We start from the raw sequence: 23,663 nt of genomic DNA on the forward strand, positions 1-23,663 counted from the left end.
CCTACGGATGCCGCGGGGCTCGTCGAGCGGGTTTCGCCCATGGCGAGAGCGGGCCCCGCCCGCGCGGGGCCGGCACTGCTAGCGTGCCGCCATGACCACGTTCTTCCTCGCCCGGCATGGCGAGACCGTGTGGCACGCCGAGCACCGCTACGCGGGCAACTCGGATGTCGCGCTGACCCGCCACGGGCTCGGGCAGGCCGCCGCGCTCGGCGCCTGGGCGGTCGACGCGCAGCTCGACGCGATCGTCGCCTCGCCGCTCAGCCGGGCGCAGCGGTCCGCCGCGCCATCGGTGGAGACGACCGGTCTCGAGCTCCGCGCAGACGAGCGGCTCGTCGAGATCGACTTCGGCGTCGCCGAGGGACTCACGCCCGACGAGATCGCCGAGCAGTACCCCGAGGAGTGGGCGGCGTTCCGCATGGCGCCCGCGACGAATCCGCTGCCCGGCGGCGAGAGCGGACGTGCGGGTATCGCCCGAGCGCTCCCCGTCTTCGACGACCTCCACCGCGAGTTCCCCGACGGACGGGTGCTGATCGTCGGGCACGCGACGCTCATCCGGCTGCTGTTCAGCGAGCTGGCGGGCATGGACCCCGACGGCTACCGCGACCTGTTCCCCGTCCTGGGCAACTGCCACCTCACGACGATCGTCTACCCGTGGGCGACGGAGTCGCGAGCGATGCACCACCCGCGAATCCGCCTGCTCGGGTTCGACGTGCCGCCCGCCCAGGCGCACTGACGAGCGTCGGGCTCAGTCGACCGCGAAGCGCTCGTCGAGCCAGCGGATGAGGTCCTCGCGGACCTCCTCGCGGTTGATCTCGTTGAAGAGCTCGTGCCGCGCGCCCTCGTAGACGATGAGCTGGGCGTCGACGAGGCCGACCCGCCCGATGTAGTCCTTCAGGAGGGCCTTCGCGCTGCGCTCGCCGGCGACCGCGTCCTCCGAGCCGACCATGATGAGCACCGGCAGCTCGCTTGGGATGTCCTTCGACGGCCGACGGATGAGGGACAGCGAACCCGGCCAGCCGAACAGCTGCTGCATCGTTCGCTCGGTCGTGTACGGGTCGGCCATGAACGCCTTCGGGACCTCGGGGTCGCGGCTGAGCCACTCCATGGGCGTGCCGCCCGGCCGCGCGAACTTCCGGTTGAGGTCGCCGAGGTTGGCATAGCCCAGCTGGAGGTAGGCGGTGCCCGTGAGCACGAGCCCGTCGTAGCGGTCGGGTCGGCGGTTCACGACGTGCTGCGCCATGAACGAGCCCCACGAGTGCCCGAGCAGCACGAGCGGCACGTCGCCGCCCTCGGCGTCGCGGATCACCTCGCCGAACCGCTCGACGCCGGCGACCGCCGCGCTCATGCCACCCGGGCCGGGCCGGCCCATACGCGTCAGGTCGCCGCCGTGCTGCTCGAAGCCCGTCTGGCCATGGCCGCGATGGTCGTCGGCCCACACCGAGTATCCGACGTCGTTGAGTGCCGCGATCAGCTCGCCGTAGCGTCCGCTGTGCTCGCCGATGCCGTGCGCGAGCTGGATGACGGCGTTCGGGTCGGGCACGCGCCACGACTCGTAGTGGATCCGGACCCCGTGGTCGTCGGTGAACGTCGGCATGCCGACATCATGTCAGGCGCGGCACGCCTGAGACGCTGCGGGCGCGTGCGCGGGCGCGCCGCAGACACCGCGGGGCTCGCACGGATTCGCTCATCGAGATCCGCGGAATTCCTTGACTGCGGTGAAACCAGACTGATTCTATGTGACTGTTTTGCTGGGTTTCAAATCACATTCGATCAGTTCAACGTGGAAAGTGAGAGAAGATGATCCATCACCGGACACCCCGTCGGGGCCTCGTCGCGAGGACCTGCGGGATCGGTCTCGCCGCCCTCCTGGCGGCCACCGGCGTCGGCGTCGCACCGGCGTTCGCGGCCGACGCGACGAGCACGACCACTGCCGCGCCGGCGGTGACCACCGCCGCGCCGACCCCGATCCCGGTCGAGCAGGTGAACCCCGAGGTCCCCGTGGATGCCGCGGGCGCCACGCTCGGCGCCATCACCGCGGTGACGCAGGACGGCGGTCAGGTGACGCTGTCGGCCGAGCACGGCGCGGCGCGCGTGACATTCCTCGAGGACGGGACGTTCCGGATCGAGGCCGATCCGAGCGGCGCGTTCACCGACCCCGCGAACACCCCGCAGGGCGACCCCGCGCGCACCGCGGACATCGTCGTCGGGCGCGACACGTTCGACGACGCCGACGTGACCGTCACCGAGGGCGACGCGATCCGGATCGCCACCGGGGCGGTCGCCGTCGAGGTCGACCGGGCCACCGGCGCGTTCCGAGCCGTGCGATCCGACGGCTCCGTCGTCTTCGCCGAGTCGGCCCCGATCACGTTCGGTGCGGCATCGGCCACCCAGCACCTCGCGCTCGGCGACGGCGAGCAGTTCCTCGGGGGCGGCATGCAGAACGGCCGCTCGGTGCACACCGGTGCCACGATCAACATCGCCCGCAACTTCGACTGGGATGACGACGGCTACCCGAACGCCGTGCCGTACTACATGTCGTCGAACGGGTACGGCGTGCTCCGCAACACCTTCGCCAGGGGCAGCTACGACTTCGCCACGGGCACGACGACGCACGAGGAGCGGCGGTTCGACGCGTACTACTTCCTCGGCGACTACGGACAGGCGCTCGAGTCCTACACCCAGCTCACCGGTCGGCCGATGATGCCGCCGGTCTACGCCCTCGAGTACGGCGATGCCGACTGCTACAACCGCTCGAGCCCGACCTACAGCTCCTCGGGCTTCGGCGACCCCGAGAACACGAAGCAGCGCACGCCACAGGCGCTGAACATCGCGAAGCAGTTCGTCGAGCACGACATGCCCGCCGGCTGGATGCTCGTGAACGACGGCTACGGCTGCGAGTACCAGGAGCTCCCGGCCACCGTGGACTCGATCGAGGAGCAGACCGGCCTGAAGGTCGGCCTCTGGACGCAGCGCTCGCTCACGAACCAGGAGTACGAGGTCGGCGAGGCGGGCGTCCGCCTGCGCAAGCTTGACGTCGCCTGGGTCGGCTCCGGCTACCGCCAGGCCCTCACCGGCTGCGAGGCCGCCCACGACGGCATCGAGCAGTACTCCGACGCGCGCGGCACGTCGCTCATGGTCGAGGGCTGGGCGGGTTCCCAGCGCTGCGGCATGCAGTGGACGGGCGACCACACGGGCAACCTCGACGCCGTGCGCTGGCAGGTCTCCGCGCTGACGGGCGCCGGCAACTCGGGGCTCCCGTTCACGACCGGCGACGTCGACGGCATCTTCGGCGGCTCCGCCGAGAGCTACGTGCGCGACCTGCAGTGGAAGGCGTTCGCGCCGGCGCTGTACTCGATGAGCGGCTGGGCGCGCACCGACAAGCGGCCGTGGCTGTACGGCGACGAGGCGACCGAGATCAACCGCTCCTACCTGCAGCTGCGCCAGCGGCTCATGCCGTACATCTACACGCTCGCCGAGGAGTCGCACCGCACGGGCCTGCCGATGATGCGGTCCGTGGCGCTCGAGTACCCGACCGATCCCGGCGCCTACAGCGTCGAGGCGAACAACGAGTTCCTGCTGGGTGAGGACTTCCTCGTGGCGCCGGTCTTCAGCGACACCGACGTGCGCAACGCCATCTACCTGCCCGCGGGAGACCAGTGGGTCGACTTCTGGACCGGACAGGTGCACGAGGGCGGCACCGTGCTGAACGGACATCCCGCACCGCTCGACCGCCTCCCGGTGTTCGTGCGCGCGGGCGCCGTGGTGCCCCAGGGCATCGTCGCGCGCAATGCGTCACTCGTGCCCGAGGACTCCCCCGTCACGCTCTCGGTGTACCCGCAGGGCGACTCGGAGTTCACGCTCTACGAGGACGACGAGGTCACCCGCGGCTATGCCGACGGCGAGTCGAGCCGGCAGGCCTTCACGGTCGAGGCGCCGAAGGCCGGGAAGGCCGGCACCGTGATGATCGGCATCGGCGAGCGCGACGGCGACTACGACGGCAAGGCCGAGGCCCGCGCCTACCGCGTGGAGGTGCACACCGGCTCCGAGCCGAACACCGTGAAGCTCGGCTCGACGACCCTCCAGCGTGTCGACGACGCGAGCTCGCTCGACGGCGACGCCGGATGGGCGTGGCTCCCCGACGCGACCGGCGGCGTGGTCGTCGTCGCGACGGGCTCGATCGGGTCCGAGGCATCCGCACGCCTGGTGCTCACCGACACGAGCGCGGTGGGCGGTCAGGATGCGGATGCCGCCGCGGCCTCCGTCGACGTCGCACTCGCCGACCGTGTGTTCCAGGGGGAGCAGACCACGGTCGCCGCGACGTTCACGAACACGGGGGCGAAGGCGAAGGACGACGTCGTGCTGACGCCGGTCGCGCCCGAGGGCTGGACGCTCGTCTCGGCGGCGGGCGACCGCGCCGCCACGGTGAAGAAGGGCGAGTCCGTCACGGCCGAGTTCGTCTTCGAGGTGACGGATGCCGCGGCCGCCGATGCGCAGACGGTCACCGTGGTCGCGGGCTACACGTCGGGCTCGAAGCAGCAGCGCGAGGTGTCGGGCGCGAACCAGCTCTACGTCGCCTACGGATCGCTGCAGGGCGCGTTCAACGCGGTGTCGATCACGGATGTCGCCACCGCCGCCGCGGGGAACTTCGACGGCGGCGGGGCATCCTTCTCGAAGGCCGCGCTCGAGCAGGCGGGCGTGGTGCCGGGCGGCACCGTGACCGTCGGATCGGGCGACCCCGCCGTCTCCTACCGCTGGCCCGAGCCGGTCGGAGCGCCGAACTCCGTGGCGCTCGGCGGCCAGACGATCGCGATGCGCGGCCAGGGCACGCACCTCGCGATCCTCGGCTCCGCGGCGGCGGGCGGCGGGGTGAGCCCCGAGCTCACGCTCACCTACACCGATGGGACCGTGACGAAGCAGCCCGTGTTCTTCCCGAACTGGGTGTTCGCGTCGAACCTCGGCGGGGCGAAGGTCGCGGTCAGCTCGAAGGGCCGTAACAGCGCCTCGAACCCGAACGTGTACGAGTACTCGCAGTACGACTACCAGGCGTTCTCGAACCTCGTGCGGCTCATCCCGTCGAAGGAGCTCGCGTCGGTGACGCTGCCCACCGAGGGCCGGGCGAAGTTCTTCGACTGGCAGGTCGTGTCGCAGCCGCTGCCGCCAGCGCCGACGGCGTCCGCCTGGGCGTCCGACCTGCCGTGGATCAGCGCGTCGAACGGCTGGGGCGTCATCGGCAAGGACGTCGCGAACAAGGACGCGGCGAACTCGCCTGACCTGCCGCTGAAGGTCAACTACATCGACCCGGGCACGGGCCAGTCGCCGGTGTACGCGAAAGGCCTCGGCGTGCATGCGCAGTCGAAGATCACGTACTACGTCGGCGGCGAGTGCCAGGCGTTCACCGCGCAGGTCGGACTCGAGTCCGGCTTCGGCGGGAATGTGATCTTCAAGGTCGACGCCGACGGGGCGAACCGGTACCAGTCGCGCACCTTCACCCCGGGCTTCGCGCCCGAATCGGTGGACGTCGACCTGACGGGCGTGCAGTACGTCGACCTCGTGGTCGAGGCGCCCGGCAGCATCAACGGCGCGCACGGCATCTGGGGCGACGCCCGTTTCACGTGCGAGTGACCCGACGCCGGTGATCGCAGGGGCCCGTCCCGCCGTCGGCGGGGCGGGCCTTCCCGCGTGCTCGCGAGCTGCCGCGGGTCAGGCGACGCGGGTGACCTCGACCGAGACGAACAGCTCGGATGCCCCGGGGCCGGCGTACACGCCCCGCAGCGGCGTGACGTCGCTGTAGTCGCGGCCGCGGCCGACGAGCACGTGCAGCTCGCCGACCTCCTTGAGGTTGGTGGGGTCGTAGCCGCGCCACTCCCCTGCGAACCACTCGACCCAGGCGTGCGACTCGCCGACCACGGTCTGCCCGAGGTCGGCCTCGGGGTCGGGGTGCAGGTAGCCCGAGACGTAGCGGGCCGGGATGCCGACCGAGCGCAGCGCGCCGAGCGCGACGTGCGCGATGTCCTGGCACACGCCCTTGCGCTCGGCCCACGCCTCGGCTCCGGTGGAGTGCACGCCCGTGACGCCGCGCATGTACTCCATCGCGCCGCCGACGGCGCGGCTGATCTCGAGCGCGGTCTCGCCCACGGGCGCGCCCTCGGCCTTGATGTCGCGGGCGAGCTCGACGACCTCGGGCGGCGGGGTCGTGGCATCCGAGAACGACGACGCTTCGACGAGCCCGACGGTGGAGCCCGCAGCGACCTCGAGCTCGTCCCACGACAGCTCGGAACGCGGCACCGGCGACGGTCGCACCTCGACGAGGCTCGTGGCCGTGACCGAGAGCTCGCGGTGCGGCGTGAGCACCTCGAACGTCGACACGCGCGTGCCCCAGTAGTCGAGGTACGAGTGCTGCGTCGCGCCCGGGCGGATGTCGAGGCCGGCCTGCAGCACGAACTGCTCGCCGCCCGAGTGCGGCAGCATGCGGGCCTCGTTGTACGACGCGGTCGCGGGCTCCTCGTAGGTGAATCCCGTGCGGTGCACGATGCGGATGCGGCTCACGAGACCTCCCCGATCCAGACCGGTGCGACGCTCGCGGGGAAGTACCGCTGCCGGATCGCCTCGCTCGCGCCCGAGACGACCTCCTGCACGTGCTCCATGTTGCCCGACAGGTCGGTGAGGATCTCGGCGATCGGGCGGTACTCGAACTCGGAGCGGATCTGGCCGAGCAGGCGCCGGGCCTGGTCAGTGACGCCGACGCGGCCGGCGCGCGGGTCGATCTCGCGCAGCGAGTCCTCGGCGCGGATGACGCTCGAGATGATCGAGCGCGGGAACAGCCGGTCGAGCAGCAGGAACTCCGCCGCCGACTGCGTCGACGGGACGCCGCGATAACTGCGCAGGTACGCCTCGTACCCGCCGCAGCTGCGCAGGATCGTGGTCCAGCTCGGGCCGCTCGCCTCGGTCAGCGAGCGGGTGGCGAGGAGGCGCGCGGTCATGTCGGCGCGCTCGATCGAACGTCCGAGGGAGAAGAACTGCCACGCCTCGTCACGGCTCGTCGCGGAGTCGACGACGCCGATCGCGAGCGCCGAACGGTCGCGGACCCAGCGGAAGAACTCGTGCGTCTTGTCGTGGGCGACGCGCCGCGGCATCCGTGCGTTCGTCTGGTTGAGGGCCTCCCAGAGCTCGGTCGAGACGATCTCGCGGGCGCGCCGCGCGTTTTCGCGGGCGGCCGCGATCGAGTGCGCGATCGAGGCGGGATGCGTGCGGTCGACGGCGAGGAGCGTGATGACGTCGTCGCGAGTGAGGCTGGTTCCCGGCTCGGCCTCGGAGCCCATGACCGAGAGCAGGGAGCGGCAGGCGGTGTCCTCGTCGATCCACGGGTCCTCGAGGAGCAGCTGCAGGTGCACGTCGAGGATGCGCGCGGTGCCGTCGCTGCGTTCGATGTAGCGGCCGATCCAGAAGAGGGATTCGGCGATGCGGCTCAGCATCGGGGCACCTCCGCTCGACCACCGGGAGACTGCTGCTGTTGTTGCTGCTGCTGCTGGCGCACCGGGGCGTCCTCGTCCTGCGGGGATGCCTCGGGGCGATGACTGCGATGCGGGGCGGCCCGCTCGGCCTCGACCACGGGCGTCGACCCGGTCGGCGGCCGGGCGGCGGGCGCCGTCGCCTGGTCGGCGACGACCGAGCCGGGCGCATGCCGCGCCGGCACGAGCCCCGCGATCGGACCGGTGATCGTGGTGTCGTCGAGCACCCAGGTGTCTTTCGAGCCGCCGCCCTGGCTCGAGTTGACCACGAGCTGGCCCTCGGGCAGCGCGACCCGGGTGAGGCCGCCGGGCAGCACCCACACGTCCTCGCCGTCGTTCACCGCGAACGGGCGCAGGTCGGCGTGCCGCGGGCGCATGCCGTCCTCCACGAGGGTCGGGATCGTCGAGAGCTGCACGACGGGCTGCGCGATCCAGCCGCGGGGATCGGCGAGGAGCCGGGCGCGCAGGTCGGAGAGCTCGTCGCGAGAGGCATCCGGACCGACGACGAGCCCCTTGCCGCCCGAGCCGTCGACGGGCTTCACGACGAGCTCGTCGAGGCGGTCGAGCACCTCGACGAGCGCCTCGGGCTCCTCGAGCCGCCAGGTGTCGACGTTCGGGAGGATGGGGTCTTCGCCGAGGAAGTAGCGGATGAGGTCGGGCACGTAGGTGTAGACGAGCTTGTCGTCGGCGACGCCGTTGCCGACGGCGTTCGCGATGGTCACGTGGCCCAGGCGCGCCGCGAGCATGAGCCCGGGCGCGCCGAGCACGGAGTCGGGCCGGAACTGCTGCGGGTCGAGGAACTCGTCGTCGACCCGGCGGTAGATCACGTCGACGCGGGTCGGGCCGGCCGTCGTCCGCATCCAGACGCGGCCGCCCGAGCAGAACAGGTCGCGGCCCTCGACGAGCTCGACGCCCATGAGCCGCGCGAGCAGCGTGTGCTCGTAGTAGGCCGAGTTGTAGACGCCCGGCGTGAGCACGACCACGGTCGGGTCGTCGACGCCCTCGGGCGCGCTCGCGCGCAGCGCCTGCAGCAGCCGGTTCGGGTAGTCGCCGACCGGTCGCACGCGCATCGACGTGAACAGCTCGGGCAGCGTCTGCGCCATGACCCTTCGGTTCGAGATGACGTAGCTCACGCCGCTCGGCACGCGCACGTTGTCCTCGAGCACCCGCCACGCGCCCTGCTCGTCGCGGATGACGTCGATGCCCGAGACCTGGATGCGCACGCCGTTGGCGCTCTCGATGCCCGTCGCCTGCCGGTGGTAGTGCGTCGACGAGCTGATGAGCGCGGCCGGGATCACGCCGTCGCGCACGGCGAGCTGCGGTCCGTACACGTCGGCGAGGAACCGCTCGAGCGCGCGCACCCGCTGGGCGACGCCGGCCTCGACCATGTTCCAGTCGGATGCCGCGATGACGCGTGGCACGGCGTCGAGCGGGAAGGGCCGCTCCTCGCCCGCGAAGTCGAACGTGACGCCCTGCGCGAGGTAGGAGGTCGCGAGCGCCTCGGTGCGCCCGCGGAGCTCCTCCTGCGTCATGGCGGCGAGCGCCGGGTAGAGCTCGCGGTAGGGCTCGCGCACGGCGGCCGCCTCGGCGGGGAACATCTCGTCCCATGGCTGCGTCGCGCGCTTCCGGGCCCGTTCCGCGCGGGTCGCGGTGTAGCCGTCGAAGAGCGTTCCCATGACGGAAGGCTTCCACCAGACGATTACCGGGATGTTTCCGACACGCGACAGGCGCGGCATCCGCTCGCTCTCAGACTTTGATTAGCAAGGCTAATGAGCTAGGCTAAGGATCCATGGCCACGATCGCAGAGCAGAGCAGCGAGCTGCGCCTGGCGACCTTCCGGCTGAGCCGGAGGATCCGCGCCGAGAAGTCCGACGAGGCCCTCTCCGACGGCCAGATCGCGGTGCTCGGCAACCTGTACCGCAACGGCACGCAGACGCTCGGCCAGCTCGCCGAGCGAGAGCGCGTCTCGGCGCCGTCCATGAACCGCACCGTCAACTGCCTCGAGGAGGGCGGCCACGTGACCCGGGTGGCCGACGACGTCGACCGTCGCAAGGTCAACATCGCCCTCACCGAGGCCGGCCGCGTCGTCGTCAAGGAGACCATCTCCAAGCGCGACGCATGGCTCACCACGCGCCTTCGCGAGCTCTCCCGGGAGGACCGTGAGGTGCTCGCCCGTGCCGCCGAACTGATGGGAGGACTCGCCACCCTGTGAGTGCCATGTTCCGATCCCTCGCCAGCGCCGACTACCGAATCTGGTTCGTCGGCGCACTCGTCTCCAACATCGGCGCCTGGATGCAGGCCACCGCCCAGAACTGGGTGGTCCTCACCGAGCTCACCGCGAACGACGCCCTCGCCGTGGGCATCACCATGGCGCTGCAATTCGCCCCGCAGCTGCTGCTCGTGCCCATCACCGGCCTCATCGCCGACCGGTTCGAGCGGCGCAGGATCCTCATGGTCACCCAGAGCTGCCTCATGCTCCTCGGCCTGGCGCTGGGGCTCCTCCTCATCCTCGGCCACGCGGAGCTCTGGCACCTCTACGGCTTCGCCCTCGCGCTCGGCATCGTCAACGCCGTCGACACCCCGGCGCGCCAGACCTTCGTCGCCGACCTCGTCTCGGGCTCCGACATGTCCAACGCGGTCGCGCTCAACTCGGCGTCGTTCAACGCGGCGCGCATGATCGGCCCGGCCGTGGCGGGCCTGCTCATCGTGCTCGTCGGCTCGGGCTGGGTCTTCGTCATCAATGCCGCGACGTTCCTCGCGGTGCTCGTCGCACTCCGGCTGCTGCGCGACATGAAGCTGCGACGGATGCCGCGGGCGAGCTCACGCGGCCAGTTCGTCGCCGGGTTCCGCTACGTCGCCGGCCGTCCCGACCTCGTGATCGTGTTCGTGATCGTCTTCATCATCGGAGCGTTCGGCATGAACTTCCCGATCTTCTCGTCGACCATGGCGGTCGAGTTCGGGCGCGGCGCCGGCGAGTACGGCCTCCTCAACTCGATCATCGCGATCGGCTCGCTCACGGGAGCGCTGCTCGCCGCCCGGCGCGAGCGAGCGCGAATGCGCGTGATCATCCTCGCGTCGGGGTTCTTCGGCGTCGCCGCCCTGGTCGCGGCGCTCATGCCCACGTTCTGGACGTTCGCCGCCTCGACCATCCTCATCGGCTTCGGCGCGGTGACGATCCTCACGACCGCGAACGGCTACGTGCAGACCACCACCGAGCCCGACCTCCGCGGCCGGGTCATGGCGCTGTACATGGCGATCCTCGTGGGCGGCACGCCCGTGGGCGCGCCCATCGTGGGCGCCGTCGCCGTGGAGTGGGGCCCCCGCTGGGCGCTCGGCGTGGCCGCGATCGCCGCGGGCGTCGCCGCGCTCATCGGCGTGGGCTGGCTCGTGTTCGCCCGGGGCATGCACCTGGCGCGGCATCCGCAGGTCAGGTGGCGGCCCGTGCTGCAGTTCGCGGATGCCCCGACGGCGGCCATCGCGGTCGTCCCGACGCGGCCCGTGCACGTCGTGCGCGCCGAGCCGCGGCCCGTGCCCGAGGACTTCTCCGAGCAGGTGGCGCTCACGTCGCCCATCGCGCTGCCGCGGCATCCGCACGCCGAGCGCGAGGCGACGAACCACGCGCCGTCGCAGCACGACCCGTCGCGGCATGTCGCCGCCCCGCGGCATCCGCCGGCCCTACCCCGCGAGCTGTCCGCGGCGCCGGATGAGGTACGCCCGCTCCGCTGAGTTGCCGGCCAGGTCGATCGCCCGGTCGTAGGCCGCGCGGGCCTCGGCCGAGCGTCCGAGACGCCGCAGCAGGTCGCCGCGCGCGGCATGGAAGGCGTGGTACCCGTCGAGCGGCTCGCCGAGGCGATCGATCGCGTCGAGACCGGCCGCAGGGCCCTCGAGCTCGGCGACCGCGATCGCCCGGTTCAGGGTGACGATCGGGCTCGGGTCGAGGGCGGCCAGCTGGTCGTAGAGGGCGACGACCTGCGACCAGTCGGTGTCGCGCGCGTCGGGCACCGACGTGTGCACCGCGCTGATCGCGGCGAGCACCTGGTAGCGGCCGGGCACCGCGTCGCCCCGAGCGACGACGGCGAGACGCTCGCGCACGATGACGAGGCCCTCGGCGAGCATGGCCCGGTTCCATGTGCTTCGGTCCTGCTCGTCCAGCGTCACGAGTTCGCCCGACGCCGAGACCCGCGCCCCGGCCCTCGCCTCGGTGAGCAGCATGACGGCGAGGAGTCCGGCGACCTCGCCGTCGTCGGGCAGCAGGGAACGGACCAGCCGCGTCATCCGGATGGCCTCGGACGTGAGGTCCTGACGCACGGGATCGGACGCCTCGCCCGAGGCGAGGTATCCCTCGTTGAAGACGAGGTAGAGCACGGCCAGGACGCCCGCGACTCGCGCCGGCAGGTCCTCGGCCTCGGGAACCCGGTACGGGATCCGGGCGGCCTTGATCTTGCCCTTCGCGCGGGTGATGCGCTGGCCCATGGTGGTCTCCTGCACCAGGAACGCGTGGGCGATCTCGGGCACGGTGAGGCCGCCGACCATGCGCAGGGTCAGCGCCACGCGTGCCTCCATCGACAGCGAGGGGTGGCAGCAGGTGAAGAGCAGCCGGAGCCGGTCGTCCTCGACCGCGCCGACCGGCTCGGGCGGGCTGTCGTCGTGGAGCATGAGCGCCTCCTGCTGCTTCGAGGCCCGCCGTGCCTCCCGTCGCAGCCGATCGATCGCCTTGTGGGTGGCCGTCGTCGTGATCCACCCGCCGGGATTCGGCGGCACGCCGTCGCGCGGCCACCGCTCGACCGCGGTCGCGAAGGCCTCGGCGGTCATCTCCTCCGCCAGGTCGAGATCACCGAACCGGCGGGCGAGGGAGGCCACGACCCGCGCCCACTCCTCACGGTGGACGCACGTGATGGCCGCCTCGACGGTCGCCGGATCCATCCGACCAGACTGCCGCAGATCGGTCCGCGCGGCTGCAACCCCTTGACCTCGAAGCCGAGGCATGCTCGGCTGGGCGGGGTCGGCGTACCACGATTCCGCCGGCGAGCCGGGGCGCACCCACGTCCCGGTACTGCAACGAAGCAGGGAGAACCCGTGAAGAAGCACACCAGAGCGGCGATGGGGATCGCAGCGGCCACGGCCGCCATCACCCTCGCCGCAACGGGCACGGCATACGCGGCCGTGCCGACCGACACGAGCGCACTGCGCAACGCCGTGACCGCCGACGAGATCATGCAGCAGCTCGCCGGACTCCAGGCGGTCGCCGACGGCAACGGCGGCACGCGAGCGAGCGGCACCCCCGGTTATGACGAGTCCATCGAGTTCATCCAGACCCAGCTCGAGGCCGTGGGCTACGAGGTGACGGTCCAGCCCTTCGAGTTCAACTCGTTCCGCGAGCTGTCCGATCCCGTGTTCGAACAGGTTTCACCGAACCCCACGAACTACGTGCAGGGTGAGGACTTCTTCACCGCCGAGTACTCCGGCAGCGGCAGCGTCACCGCTCCGCTCGAAGCCGTGGACCTCGTCCTGCCGCCCGGCGCGGCGGCCAGCACGTCGAACAGCGGCTGCGAGCCCGAGGACTTCGCCGGCTTCACCGACGGCAACATCGCGCTGATCCAGCGCGGCACGTGCGACTTCTCGGTGAAGGCGCACAATGCGGCCGAGGCCGGCGCCGCCGGCGTCATCATCTTCAACGAGGGCCAGGAGGGGCGCCAGGAGACGCTCAACCCGACGCTCGGCGACCAGTTCAGCGACGACCTGCCGGTGATCGGCACGTCGTTCGCCATCGGCAACGACCTCGCGGCGCTGCTCGACCAGGGCGAGGTGGTCATCCACCTCGAGACCGAGACGGAGATCGAGCTCGACGTGCCGACCGCGAACCTCATCGCGGAGACGCCGACCGGGCGTGACGACCGCGTGGTGATGGCCGGCGCCCACCTCGACTCCGTGCCAGACGGCCCGGGCATCAACGACAACGGATCGGGTTCGGCAACCCTGCTCGAGATCGCGCTGCAGATGGCGGAGCTCGACATCGCGCCGCGCAACACCGTGCGTTTCGCGTGGTGGGGCGCCGAGGAGGCCGGCCTCGTCGGCTCGCAGTTCTACGTCGACTCGCTGAGCAAGAAGCAGGCGCAGGACGTCCAGCTGTACCTCAACTTCGACATGATCGGTTCGCCGAACTACGGCCGCTTCGTCTACGACGGCAACGGCGACGCGTTCGGGATCAAGGGCCCGACCGGCAGCGGCAACATCGAGCGGGTCTTCGAGGAGTACTTCGCCTCGCAGGAGCTCGCCTCGGAGCCGACGGCCTTCGACGGTCGCTCGGACTACGACGCGTTCATCACCCGCGGCATCCCGGCCGGCGGCCTGTTCACCGGAGCCGAGGACGCCAAGGAGGCGGACGAGGTGGCCCTCTACGGCGGCCTGTCCACCTTCGACGGCCAGCCGGTGTCGTACGACCCGTGCTACCACCAGGCGTGCGACAGCATGGACCCGGTGGCTGACGGCGCCGACGCCGACCTCTACGAGGCGCTGAACGACGCCTACGACGGCGCGCTCGAGTACGGCGGCACGATCACCAACGTCAACCAGACCGGACTCGAGGAGATGGCGGACGCCACGGCGCACGCGATCCTCACGTTCGCGATGTCGACGAGCTCGGTGAGCGGCACGGCGAAGGCCTCGTCGACCGCGATGGAGCACGGCGAGCGGATGGGCGCGCACTTCCGGCGCTGATCCCCTCCCACCATCGGTCGGCCTCCCGCACATCGCGTGCGGGAGGCCGATCCACTGCGTGCCGGGCGAGCGGATGCCGCAACCGCGCGGGCGCGTGATGCGGCGACGCACACGGCGGCACGCGGCATCCGCGGCGGTACGCTGGCACGCACGTGCCCGCAGGCCCAGGGCCGGCGACCGCCGCGCGATGAGGAGGAGCGACGCATGACCGAACGCAACTGGGCGGGCACCTACGCCTACCGTGCGCCCATCGTGCAGGCCGGCACGATCGAGGACGTGCAGGCGCTCGTGCGGGCCGGCGGTCGCATCCGCGCGCTCGGCACCCGGCATTCGTTCAACGACCTCCCCGACACCGACGGAACGCTCGTCTCGGTCACCGGCATCGACCCCGGGTTCGTGCTCGACGAGGAGGCGCGCACGGTCGAGGTGGGCGCGGGCACGCGGTACGGCATCCTCGCCCGCTGGCTGCACGAGCGCGGCTGGGCGCTGCACAATCTCGGCTCGCTGCCGCACATCTCGGTCGGCGGCGCCACGGCCACCGGCACGCACGGCTCGGGCGACCGGAACGGCGTGCTCACGACGGCGATTCGCGCGATCGAGTACGTCGACGCGACGGGCGAGCGCGTCAGGGTCGCGATCGGCGAGGCGGACTTCGCCGGCCGGGCCGTCGGGCTCGGCGCCTACGGGATCATCGTCCGGCTGACGCTCGCCGTGCAGCCCGCGTACCGCGTGCGCCAGGACGTGTACACCGACCTGCGCTGGGATGCCGCGCTCGAGGACCTCCCCGCGATGACCGGCGCCGGCTACAGCGTGAGCCTCTTCACGCGATGGGCCGGTGATGCCGCCGGCCAGCTGTGGGTCAAGACGCGCCTCGACCGCGACGACGCCCCGGTGGTCGACGACGTGCTCGGCGCTCGCCGGCTGCTGACCTCGGCGAACTCGATCGGCGACGCGATCGCCGACAACCTGACGGAGCAGGGCGGGGTGCCCGGCCCGTGGCTCGAGCGACTGCCGCACTTCCGCCTCGACGCGACGCCGTCGAACGGCGACGAGATCCAGAGCGAGTACTTCGTGGCGCCTGCCGATGCGCCCGATGCGCTGCGCGCCGTGCGCGCGCTCGCCGACCGCATCGCGCCGCACCTGCTCGTGAGCGAGCTGCGCACGGCGGCGCCCGACGACCTCTGGCTGAGCGGCGCCTACGAGCGCGGCCTGTTCGCGATCCACTTCACGTGGGCCAACGAGCCCGAGGCGGTGCTCGGCGTGCTGCCCGAGATCGAGTCGGCGCTGGCGGACTTCGCCGCGCGTCCGCACTGGGGCAAGGTGCACACGCTCGGCCGCGAGGACCTCGAGCGCACGGTTCCCCGGCTCGCCGACGCACGCGCGCTCTACGAGCGGCTCGACCCGGAGGGCGTGTTCACGAACGCGCACCTCGAGCGCGCCGGGGTGCGCGAGGCGCGCTGACGCGGCATCCGCGCCCCGGACGCCCTCGAGGCGAACCGTGACTCCTGAGCGTCACGACGCCCTGAGGACCTCGACGACGGCTGAACAAACCGCGACTCCTGGAGGCAAGGACATCCTGGGCTCCTGAAAGCAAGGACGTCCTGGCGCCGTGCACGCCGTCCTTGCTTCCAGGAGTCACGGACGGGCCGCCCGTCCTTGCTTTCAGGAGTCGCAGAGCGACACGCCCGTCGGTGGATCCTCGTCGGGATCCGCCGGGCGACCACAGACGACGCGCGGACGTCGGCTACGCGCGCACCCGGGTCGAGTCGCGCACCACGAGCTCGGGCTGGAACACCACCTGCTCGGCGGTGAACCCCTCGCCCGACGCCGCCTCCTTGAGCAGCAGGTCGACCGCCGTGTAGCCGATGAGCGATGCGGGCTGCCGGATCGACGACAGCGGCACCACGGCCGCCGACGCGAAGTCGATGTCGTCGTAGCCGATGAGGGCGACATCGTCGGGCACGCGCACCGAGCCGAGCATGTTGAGCGCCTGCAGCACGCCCATGGCGAGCAGGTCGTTCGCGGCGAAGACCGCGTCGGGGCGCTCGTCGGCCGCGCGCTCGCGGATCGCCTCGCCCGCCGCGCGACCCTCCAGTACGGTGAGCGACTCGGTCTCGATCATCTCGAGCGTCGCGTCGGGCTCGGCCTCGACCGCCCGGCGCGCGCCCTCGAGTCGGTCGGCCACCTGGCGGATGGTGATGGGTCCGCCGACGAACGCGATGCGCCGGCGCCCGGTCTCGATGAGGTGGCGCACGGCGAGCTCGCCGCCCACGACGTCGTCGACCGACACCGACGAGAGGGTGCGGTCCTCGGAGACGCGGTCGACGAGCACGACGGGCGTGTCCCTGCCCCGCAGGCGCTGCAGCCGCGTCTCGTCGTCGCCGAGCGGCGAGATGAGCACGCCGTGGACGCGCTGCTCCTCGAAGAGGTCGAGGTACGCGCGCTCGCGGTCGACGTTCTCGTCGCTGTTGCCGAGCAGGATGGTCATGCTGTCCTCGGCCGCCCGATCCTCGGCGCCGCGCGCGACGTCGGTGAAGAACGGGTTGCGCACGTCGAGCACCACGAGCCCGATGCTGCGGCTGCGCCCCGCCCGCAGCTGCCGCGCGGCGTCGTTGCGCACGAACCCGAGCTCGTCGATCGCCGCCATGACGCGCGCGACGGTGTCGGGCGCGACCTTCTCGGGTCGGTTGAGCACGTTCGAGACCGTGCCCACCGACACGGATGCCGCGGCCGCCACGTCGCGGACACTCACTGCCATCTGCTGCCTCCCCTGACGGCCCGCGCGCGCGGACCCCGCCCAAGCCATGATCGCAGCCCGCCCGCCCCCGACGGGCCGATCCGAATGAAACGTTCGCATCATCCCGCGGATGCCGCGGCGCCGTCGGTTCCCCCGCCGAGGTCCGCCGAAGGCGGCCGCACCCACTCGACGGTCGCCGGGCCGGGCACGGCGTGCCCCTCGCGCACGAGCACGGTGCCCGCGGGCACGTGCACGGTCACCGTCGACGCGTCGGCCACGACGACGATGTCGCCGCTCGGGGCGGGCACCACGGCCGACGCCCACGCGAGGTCGCCGAGCTCGGGCCGCACCGCGAACCGCGACCAGCCGTCGCCGAGCGGCCGCAGGCCGAGCACCGCCTCGGGGAGGATGGCGGCCGGGCCCGACGCCCACGCGTGGCACAGGCTGCGCCCGAACGGGCGCCCGTACATCGCGAGGGGCTCGTCGTCGATCGTCGCCTCCTCCCAGAACGTGCCGGGTCCGCGCTCGAGCATCGCGCCCCACGTGGCGCGCACCTGCTCGAGCACCGCCTCCGCCTCGCCGGCGGCGAGCAGCGCCCGCAGCCGGAAGGCCGTCATGAACGGGGTCCCCGCGACGCCGACGCGGATGGCGTCGGTGACGCCGGGCGGCACGTCGACGCCGTCGTGCATGCCCGCGAGCACCGCGAGGAAGTTCGCGTACCGCGCAGGCCGTCGAGACTCGCGGGCATCCAGGTAGTCGGCCCATCGCCCGTGCCGCCCGAGCCACGCGCGCTCCCGGAGCGTCGCCTCGAGCGTGTCGGCGAGTGCGTGCCAGCGATCGGCACCCGGATGCCCCGAGCGCGCGAGGACCCGCTCGGCGCTGCGCAGCGCCCAGTACCAGAGCATCTGCAGGGCGACCGGGTCACGACCGTGCTCGAGCGCGAGCCCCCAGTCGAGGAACACCGAGCCGGGTCCGGAGTCGACGAACCCGCCGCGCTGCGCGGCCGGCCGGAACACGCCGTCGTGGCCCGCATGCTCGGCGAGGTCGGCCACGAAGCGGTCGAGCCGATCCGCCTCCGCCCGCGCGAACGCCTCGTCGCCGAAGCAGCGCAGGCGCAGGTCGGCGTTCACGACCTGCCAGAGCGAGTAGTCGGCGATGCCGTTCACGTAGCCGTGCTCGGGCCGGCCGAGCGCGACCAGGCCGTCGGCCACGACGCCGCCCTCGCCGAGCGCGAACGCGTTGGCGAGCGTGCTCAGGGCCTGGTCGCCGGCCCACGGCATGCGGTCGCGCTTGATGCCGTCGACCATGAGGCCCTGCATGCACAGGCGGAGCGTGTACTGCGCGGCCGCCCAGATCCGCGTGAGTTCGTCGTCGGAGCAGGCGAACGCGCCGGGCCGTTCGACCACGGGCACCCACGCGCGCACCGCGACTCCCTCGGGCAGCGGGGCATCCGAGCGCACGACGAGGTACCTGAAGCCCAGCGGATGCCGCGTGGTCCACCCGCCGTCGGGCAGCTCGACCACGTCGTGACGGGTCTCGTGCGTCCCGGGGTCGGCCAGCGCCTCGGCGATGCTCTCGCCGCTGGACACGACCGGCCGCGGCCCCGGCGGCAGCACCGGCCGGCCGAGCACGGGCGCGCCCACGTCGTAGAGCGCACCCTCGGCGTCGAGCCCGCCACGGATGCCGCGGGCGACGACCTCGACCGTGCCCACCGGGGCCTCGTGCGGGGGCACGTCGCCGCCGGGCCTCGGGCGGACCTCCTCACCCCGGCCGTCGTCGACGCTCGCGCGCCAGCCCCGGAGCGGTGCGCCGGGGTCGACCGCGATCGCAGGCGCCCGGCCGCCGGCCGCCGCGACGTCGATCCGCACCTCGGTGCCGGGGCGCGGCAGGGCGAGCTCGACGACCGATCCGCCGCCGTCCCCGCCGGGCGCGACCACCGACGCCTCGACGACCTGCCCGTCGAGCGTGACGGCGACGAGCGTGCCCGCGATGCGCAGGCCGGCCGTCGCGGCATCCGTCGCCGTCGCCGTGAACGCGACCCGATCGGCGACCCGCCCGTGGTTGCGCGGGTAGTGCACGTGCCGGTTCGCGGCGAAGCCCTCGTCGACGAGACGGGCCAGCAGGGCGAGCTCGTACTGGCCCGGCCCGTAGAGCCAGGTGGAGCCGTCCGGCGGCGGCACCACGTCGGCGTCGGCGAAGGGCTGGGGCGAGCGGTCCCGCACCCACCGCCGCACACCGTCGGCGGTGCGCGGCGGCTCGGGGTCGGCGTTCACCCCTTCACGGCGCCCGAGGTCATGCCGGCGACGATCTGCCGCTGGAAGAAGATGTACATGATCAGCGGGGGGATCGTGATGATCAGCACGTTCGCGAAGAGCAGGTTGTCGGCGGTCACGGCCTGCGAGATGTAGTTGAACGTCGTCAGCTGCACGGTCGCGTTCTCATCGCCGGGCGCGAAGTACAGGGCGTAGGCGAAGTCGTTGAACACCGCCACCGACTGCACGACGATGACCGTGACGATCACCGATCGCAGCAGCGGGAAGACCACGCGGAAGAACAGCTTGATCGGCCCGGCACCGTCGATGATCGCGGCCTCGTCGAGCTCGCGCGGGATCGTCGCCACGAAGGCGCGGAACAGCAGGATGCAGAACGACAGCCCGAAGGCGACGTGGACCGCGATGAGTCCGGGGATCGACTTGAAGAGCTCGATGCCCTGCAGCACCCAGATCGTCGGGACGACCGCCGGCGGGATGATCAGTCCGGCGAGCACGAAGGCGTTGACGACGGGGTTCCACTTGGACTTGCGCCGCTGCAGGACGTAGCCGACCATCGCGCCGAGGACGACCATGATCGCGACCGCGGAGACCGTGAGGACGGTGCTGTTGACGAACGCGCGCACCAGCAGGAAGTCGCGATTCTGCAGCACGGTGACGATGTTGTCCCAGATGACCCATTCGGTCGGCCACGTGAACTGGAGTGCGGCGGCCTCGGCCTGGGTCTTGCCCGCGGTGAACACGATGAACGCGAACGGCACCACGAAGACGACGACCGTGACGAGGATGGCGACGCTCCCGGCGCCCCACCTCCAGACGGTGTTCCTCATCGCTCGTCCTCCTTGCGGTTGAGCCACCATGACAGCGGGAAGATGATCGCCGCGACGACGACGAAGAGCACGACGTTGCCCGCGGTGGAGAGACCGAAGAATCCGGCCTGGTACTGCTTGTAGACGACCGACGCGAGGACGTCGCTCGAGAACCCCGGACCGCCCCCGGTCATCGTCCAGATCAGGTCGAACCGGCGAAGGCCGCCGATGAGCGAGAGCAGCACCACGGTCACCGTCGCCGGCCGCAGGAGCGGCAGCGTGATGTGCCGGAAGGTGCTCCACGCGCTCGCGCCGTCGACCTTCGACGCCTCGAAGTACTCCTGCGGGATGGCCACCATGCCGGCGATGTAGATGAGGGTGGCGAGCCCGACGCCCGCCCAGATGTCGACGATCGCGACGGAGACGAGCGCGAGCGACGGGTCGGTGTACCAGCCGGGTCCGTCGATGCCGATCGCGGCGAGCCCCTCGTTGATCGGGCCGTCGAACGGGTCCATCAGCACCTTGAAGAGGATGCCGACGCCGATGACGCTCACGAGCACCGGGAAGAAGACGACCGACCGGAGGAAGCCGCGCGCGATGATCTGCGAGCTGAGGAACACGCCGAGCAGGAGCCCGAGCACGACCTTCGCACCGGAGGTCAGGAACGCGTAGATGAAGGTGTTGATGAAGCCCTGGACGAGCTGCGGCTCCTGGAAGAACCGCACGAAGTTGTCGAAGCCGATGAACTCGACGCTGAACAGCGTCCAGCGGGTGAGCGAGAAGTAGAACGACGCGATGGTGGGGACGAGGAAGAGGACGAGGTAGAACACGCCGGCCGGGATGAAGAACCACGTCGGATACGGGCTCTTCATCGACCGACGCTTCGTCGGACCGTCGTTCCTGATCGCTTCCGGCGACGTCGAGGTGCGGCCTTGGGCCGTCGCGGTGGTCATGGTGGATCTCCCGGGTGTGGCTGCGGGGTCGGGCCTGGCGACCCGACCCCGCAGGCGATCAGTGCGGGTTACCAGCCCTCGATGCCGAGCTGCTGGGCCTGCTTCTTCACATCCTCGTCGTACTGGGCGGCGCCGTCAGCAGCGGACGTGATGCCCGAGCCCACGGCGACCGTGATCTGCTCGAGCGCCGGGCCCTTGATGGGCGAGAGGAACTCGAGCGCGAGGTTGGTCTTGCCCTCGTCGAAGTAGGGCTGCAGGTCGGAGACCATGGCCGGCACGTCGTCGGGCAGCTCGCAGCCGTCGACCACGAACGGACCCTGGGGGGCGTTCGCCTCCGACTGGATGTCGCAGCTCTCGGGCGTCGTGAGGAACTCGAGGAACTTCTTCGCGGCTTCGAGCTTGTCGCCCTCGGTCGACTTGGGGATGTAGACCGTGTTGGTCGGCATCCACACCGTGAGGCCGTTGGTCGAGGCATCCGGACCCGGCAGCGGGAAGGTACCGACCACGTCGGCCGCCTCGGGGTTCGTGGTCATGAGCTGCCCGGCCGCGAAGGTGAGGATCGGGTACTGCGCGCCCGCTCCGGTCGCGACCATGGTGACGCCGTCGGCGTACTTCGCCGACGCGAAGTCCTCGTTGAAGAGGTCCTTCTCGAACGCCTCCTGCAGGTGCTCGAATCCGGCCAGCGCCGGCTCGTCGACGTACTTGGCCTCGTTGTTCGTGTACTCCTCGGCCCAGTCGGGGTTCTCGGCCAGCACGTTGTTGAAGTCGCCGAGCACGAAGAGCTGCGAGGTCCAGGTGTCGCCGTACGTCTGCACGATCGGGGCCGCGACGCCGGCCTGCTTGATCGCCTCGCTGTTCGCGATGAACTCGTCCCAGGTCGTCGGGATCTCGAGGCCGAGCTGCTCGTAGATGTCCTTGTTGTAGATGACGGCGCCGGCCATCGACTGCCCCATCGGGACGCCGTAGAGGCCGTTGTCCGTGGAGACGCTCTGTACGAACCGGTCGTCGAACTTGCCGACGTAGTCCTCGTCAGCGAGGTTGACGAGGGTGTCGTCGGGGCTCAGCGCCTGCATCAGCGAACCGGAGTTGTACTGGAAGATGTCGTCCATCTCCCCGGTGGCGAGGCGAGTCTTCACGACGTTGTCGCCGTCGGCGCCCTGCGGACGCGTCTCCACCTCGATGCTGATGTCGGGATTCTCCGCCACGAACGCATCGACGAGCGCCTGGGCGGTGGCGACGGTCGCCTCGCCGTTGTCGACGAGGAACGTCAGGGAGGTCGCACCTCCGTCGGAGTCGGACCCGCCGGCGGTGCATCCGGCGAGCGCGAGCGACAGGGCGAGACCGCCTGCGCCGATTGCGACGAGCGAGCGTCGCGGGGTACGGGGGACCATGTTCTTTACCTCCATGTAAAGCAACTGCGCTGTTGAGTGCTCCGATGGTCTCGGTGCTGTGGCGTGGCCCACGTTACGAGCGTCGGAGAAAGTTTGTCAACCGATCTACACAAATTCCTTGAAACGATTTACGATCGAACCCACGCCCTGACGTAGATCGGTCTATTCCGCTCGACGGCTCGGTGTATCGTGACACCCAGTCGGCACGCCCGACCATCGAAGGCGAGAGGGGGAGACCGTGGCGCAGACGAGAGCAGCGACCATCGAGGACGTGGCCCGCGAGGCCGGCGTCTCGCGCGCGGCGGTCTCCAAGGTCATCCGCAACGCCTACGGCGTGAGCCCCGCCATGCGGGAGCGCGTCACGGCCGCCATAGAGGCCCTCGACTATCGCCCGCGGGTCGCCGCCCGGGCCATGCGCGGATCGAGCTTCACCCTCGGCATCGAGATGCCGCACATCGGCAACCCGTTCTTCACGAAGATCGTCGCCGGCGCCAATGCAGCGCTGGCGGGCACCGACTACCAGCTCATCATCGCGCCGGCCGACGTCGACGGCGAGGAGGGCGTGCGCGCCATCGGCGCCCTGGCGGACCGCCAGGTCGACGGCATCGTCGCGATCTCGCCGCTCGTCTCCCCCGACTGGCTCGAACGCCTCGCCGGCCGCGTGCCCGTGGTCATGCTCGGCCGCCACGACCGGTCGACGGCCTACGACACCGTGACGGGTGACGACGCCGAGGGCACGCGACTCGTCATGGAGCACCTCTTCGAGCTCGGACACCGCCGCATCGTGCACCTCACCCGCAGCGAAGAGGTCACGCGACCGGGGTCCGGCAATCCGCACGCGATCCGCCTCGAGCAGTACCTCGCGCACATGCGCGCGGCCGGTTTCGCCGACGACATCCGCGTCGTGCGCACGGGGATCGACGAGGAGGCCGCCCGCCTCGACACGCTGGCCCTGCTCGACGAGCGCGTGCCGACGGCGATCTTCGTCGGCAACGACGAGCTCGCGTTCGGCGCGCTCCGAGCGCTGAGCGAGCACGGGCTCTCCTCCGCAGAGGTCTCCGTGGTCGGCTACGACGACGTCGACATCGCCAGCTACCCGGCCATCTCGCTCACCAGCGTGAACCAGGCCGGCGAGGCGATGGGCGAGCGGGCGATCCGCCTGCTGCTCGAGCGCATCGAGGGCCGGTCCGAGCCGATCCACTTCTCCGTCGAGCCGTCGCTCAAGGTGCGCGACTCGACCCGACCCGCACCGGCGGAACCGACCGGCTGAACGAACCG

17 protein-coding genes are annotated in these 23,663 nt (G+C 71.3%); 7 read left to right on the forward strand and 10 right to left on the reverse strand.

Annotation, left to right across the window (positions count from 1 at the left end; genetic code table 11):
• Positions 1-91 precede the first annotated feature (91 nt).
• Positions 92-733, forward strand: coding sequence for a histidine phosphatase family protein (locus ACWEOH_RS06945; RefSeq protein ID WP_452029453.1), 642 nt, complete (start codon positions 92-94; stop codon positions 731-733).
• Between the two features lie 12 nt (positions 734-745).
• Here the strand turns inward: ACWEOH_RS06945 and ACWEOH_RS06950 are convergent, their stop codons facing one another.
• A complete protein-coding gene (locus tag ACWEOH_RS06950; RefSeq protein WP_452029455.1) occupies positions 746-1,594 on the reverse strand; it encodes an alpha/beta fold hydrolase in 849 nt (282 codons plus the stop codon).
• 203 nt (positions 1,595-1,797) lie between these two features.
• Here ACWEOH_RS06950 and ACWEOH_RS06955 point away from each other — a divergent pair, with 203 nt between their 5' ends.
• Positions 1,798-5,622 carry an NPCBM/NEW2 domain-containing protein gene (locus ACWEOH_RS06955; protein WP_452029456.1) on the forward strand — a complete coding sequence of 1,275 codons (3,825 nt, stop codon included), beginning with the start codon at positions 1,798-1,800 and terminating at the stop codon, positions 5,620-5,622.
• 78 nt (positions 5,623-5,700) lie between these two features.
• Here the strand turns inward: ACWEOH_RS06955 and ACWEOH_RS06960 are convergent, their stop codons facing one another.
• Genes ACWEOH_RS06960 through ACWEOH_RS06970 form a run of 3 tightly spaced genes read right to left on the reverse strand, consistent with a single transcriptional unit; the run spans position 5,701 to position 9,184 of the window.
• On the reverse strand, positions 5,701-6,546 hold the full coding sequence (locus tag ACWEOH_RS06960; protein WP_452029458.1) for a transglutaminase family protein: 846 nt from the start codon (positions 6,544-6,546) through the stop codon (positions 5,701-5,703).
• The gene (locus ACWEOH_RS06965; protein ID WP_452029460.1) at positions 6,543-7,472 is read right to left on the reverse strand and encodes an alpha-E domain-containing protein; all 930 of its coding nucleotides are present in this window, start codon (positions 7,470-7,472) and stop codon (positions 6,543-6,545) included. Before ACWEOH_RS06965 ends, ACWEOH_RS06960 begins: the two co-directional genes overlap by 4 nt.
• A complete protein-coding gene (locus tag ACWEOH_RS06970) occupies positions 7,466-9,184 on the reverse strand; it encodes a circularly permuted type 2 ATP-grasp protein (protein WP_452029462.1) in 1,719 nt (572 codons plus the stop codon). The genes ACWEOH_RS06965 and ACWEOH_RS06970 overlap by 7 nt, the downstream gene beginning before the upstream one ends.
• Before the next feature lie 113 nt (positions 9,185-9,297).
• Here ACWEOH_RS06970 and ACWEOH_RS06975 point away from each other — a divergent pair, with 113 nt between their 5' ends.
• On the forward strand, positions 9,298-9,720 hold the full coding sequence (locus ACWEOH_RS06975) for a MarR family winged helix-turn-helix transcriptional regulator (RefSeq protein WP_452029463.1): 423 nt from the start codon (positions 9,298-9,300) through the stop codon (positions 9,718-9,720).
• Between the two features lie 5 nt (positions 9,721-9,725).
• Positions 9,726-11,234 carry an MFS transporter gene (locus ACWEOH_RS06980; RefSeq protein ID WP_452029465.1) on the forward strand — a complete coding sequence of 503 codons (1,509 nt, stop codon included), beginning with the start codon at positions 9,726-9,728 and terminating at the stop codon, positions 11,232-11,234.
• On the opposite strand, the gene ACWEOH_RS06985 is transcribed toward ACWEOH_RS06980, so the two are convergent.
• Complete coding sequence (locus tag ACWEOH_RS06985; protein ID WP_452029466.1) at positions 11,184-12,431, reverse strand: RNA polymerase sigma factor; 1,248 nt, start codon at positions 12,429-12,431, stop codon at positions 11,184-11,186. The two genes, ACWEOH_RS06980 and ACWEOH_RS06985, sit on opposite strands and share 51 nt — an antisense overlap.
• Positions 12,432-12,584: 153 nt before the next feature.
• Here ACWEOH_RS06985 and ACWEOH_RS06990 point away from each other — a divergent pair, with 153 nt between their 5' ends.
• Complete coding sequence (locus ACWEOH_RS06990) at positions 12,585-14,225, forward strand: M20/M25/M40 family metallo-hydrolase (RefSeq protein ID WP_452029468.1); 1,641 nt, start codon at positions 12,585-12,587, stop codon at positions 14,223-14,225.
• A gap of 204 nt (positions 14,226-14,429) precedes the next feature.
• Entirely contained in the window at positions 14,430-15,686 is a 1,257-nt protein-coding gene (locus ACWEOH_RS06995; RefSeq protein ID WP_452029470.1) for an FAD-binding protein, read from the forward strand.
• A gap of 283 nt (positions 15,687-15,969) precedes the next feature.
• On the opposite strand, the gene ACWEOH_RS07000 is transcribed toward ACWEOH_RS06995, so the two are convergent.
• The 5 genes from ACWEOH_RS07000 to ACWEOH_RS07020 form a co-directional block, all read right to left on the reverse strand.
• On the reverse strand, positions 15,970-16,983 hold the full coding sequence (locus tag ACWEOH_RS07000; RefSeq protein ID WP_452029472.1) for a LacI family DNA-binding transcriptional regulator: 1,014 nt from the start codon (positions 16,981-16,983) through the stop codon (positions 15,970-15,972).
• Positions 16,984-17,081: 98 nt separating this feature from the next.
• Positions 17,082-19,235, reverse strand: coding sequence for an alpha-L-rhamnosidase-related protein (locus ACWEOH_RS07005; RefSeq protein WP_452029474.1), 2,154 nt, complete (start codon positions 19,233-19,235; stop codon positions 17,082-17,084).
• Positions 19,232-20,062, reverse strand: coding sequence for a carbohydrate ABC transporter permease (locus tag ACWEOH_RS07010; protein WP_452029476.1), 831 nt, complete (start codon positions 20,060-20,062; stop codon positions 19,232-19,234). The genes ACWEOH_RS07005 and ACWEOH_RS07010 overlap by 4 nt, the downstream gene beginning before the upstream one ends.
• Positions 20,059-20,913 (reverse strand): carbohydrate ABC transporter permease, encoded by an 855-nt coding sequence (locus ACWEOH_RS07015; RefSeq protein WP_238476247.1) that lies wholly within the window; start codon positions 20,911-20,913, stop codon positions 20,059-20,061. Before ACWEOH_RS07015 ends, ACWEOH_RS07010 begins: the two co-directional genes overlap by 4 nt.
• Positions 20,914-21,062: 149 nt before the next feature.
• Entirely contained in the window at positions 21,063-22,385 is a 1,323-nt protein-coding gene (locus ACWEOH_RS07020; RefSeq protein ID WP_452029478.1) for an ABC transporter substrate-binding protein, read from the reverse strand.
• Between the two features lie 238 nt (positions 22,386-22,623).
• Here ACWEOH_RS07020 and ACWEOH_RS07025 point away from each other — a divergent pair, with 238 nt between their 5' ends.
• The gene (locus ACWEOH_RS07025; RefSeq protein ID WP_452029480.1) at positions 22,624-23,655 is read left to right on the forward strand and encodes a LacI family DNA-binding transcriptional regulator; all 1,032 of its coding nucleotides are present in this window, start codon (positions 22,624-22,626) and stop codon (positions 23,653-23,655) included.
• Positions 23,656-23,663 lie beyond the last annotated feature (8 nt).

It is taken from the genome of Agromyces sp. NPDC004153 (assembly GCF_053603635.1).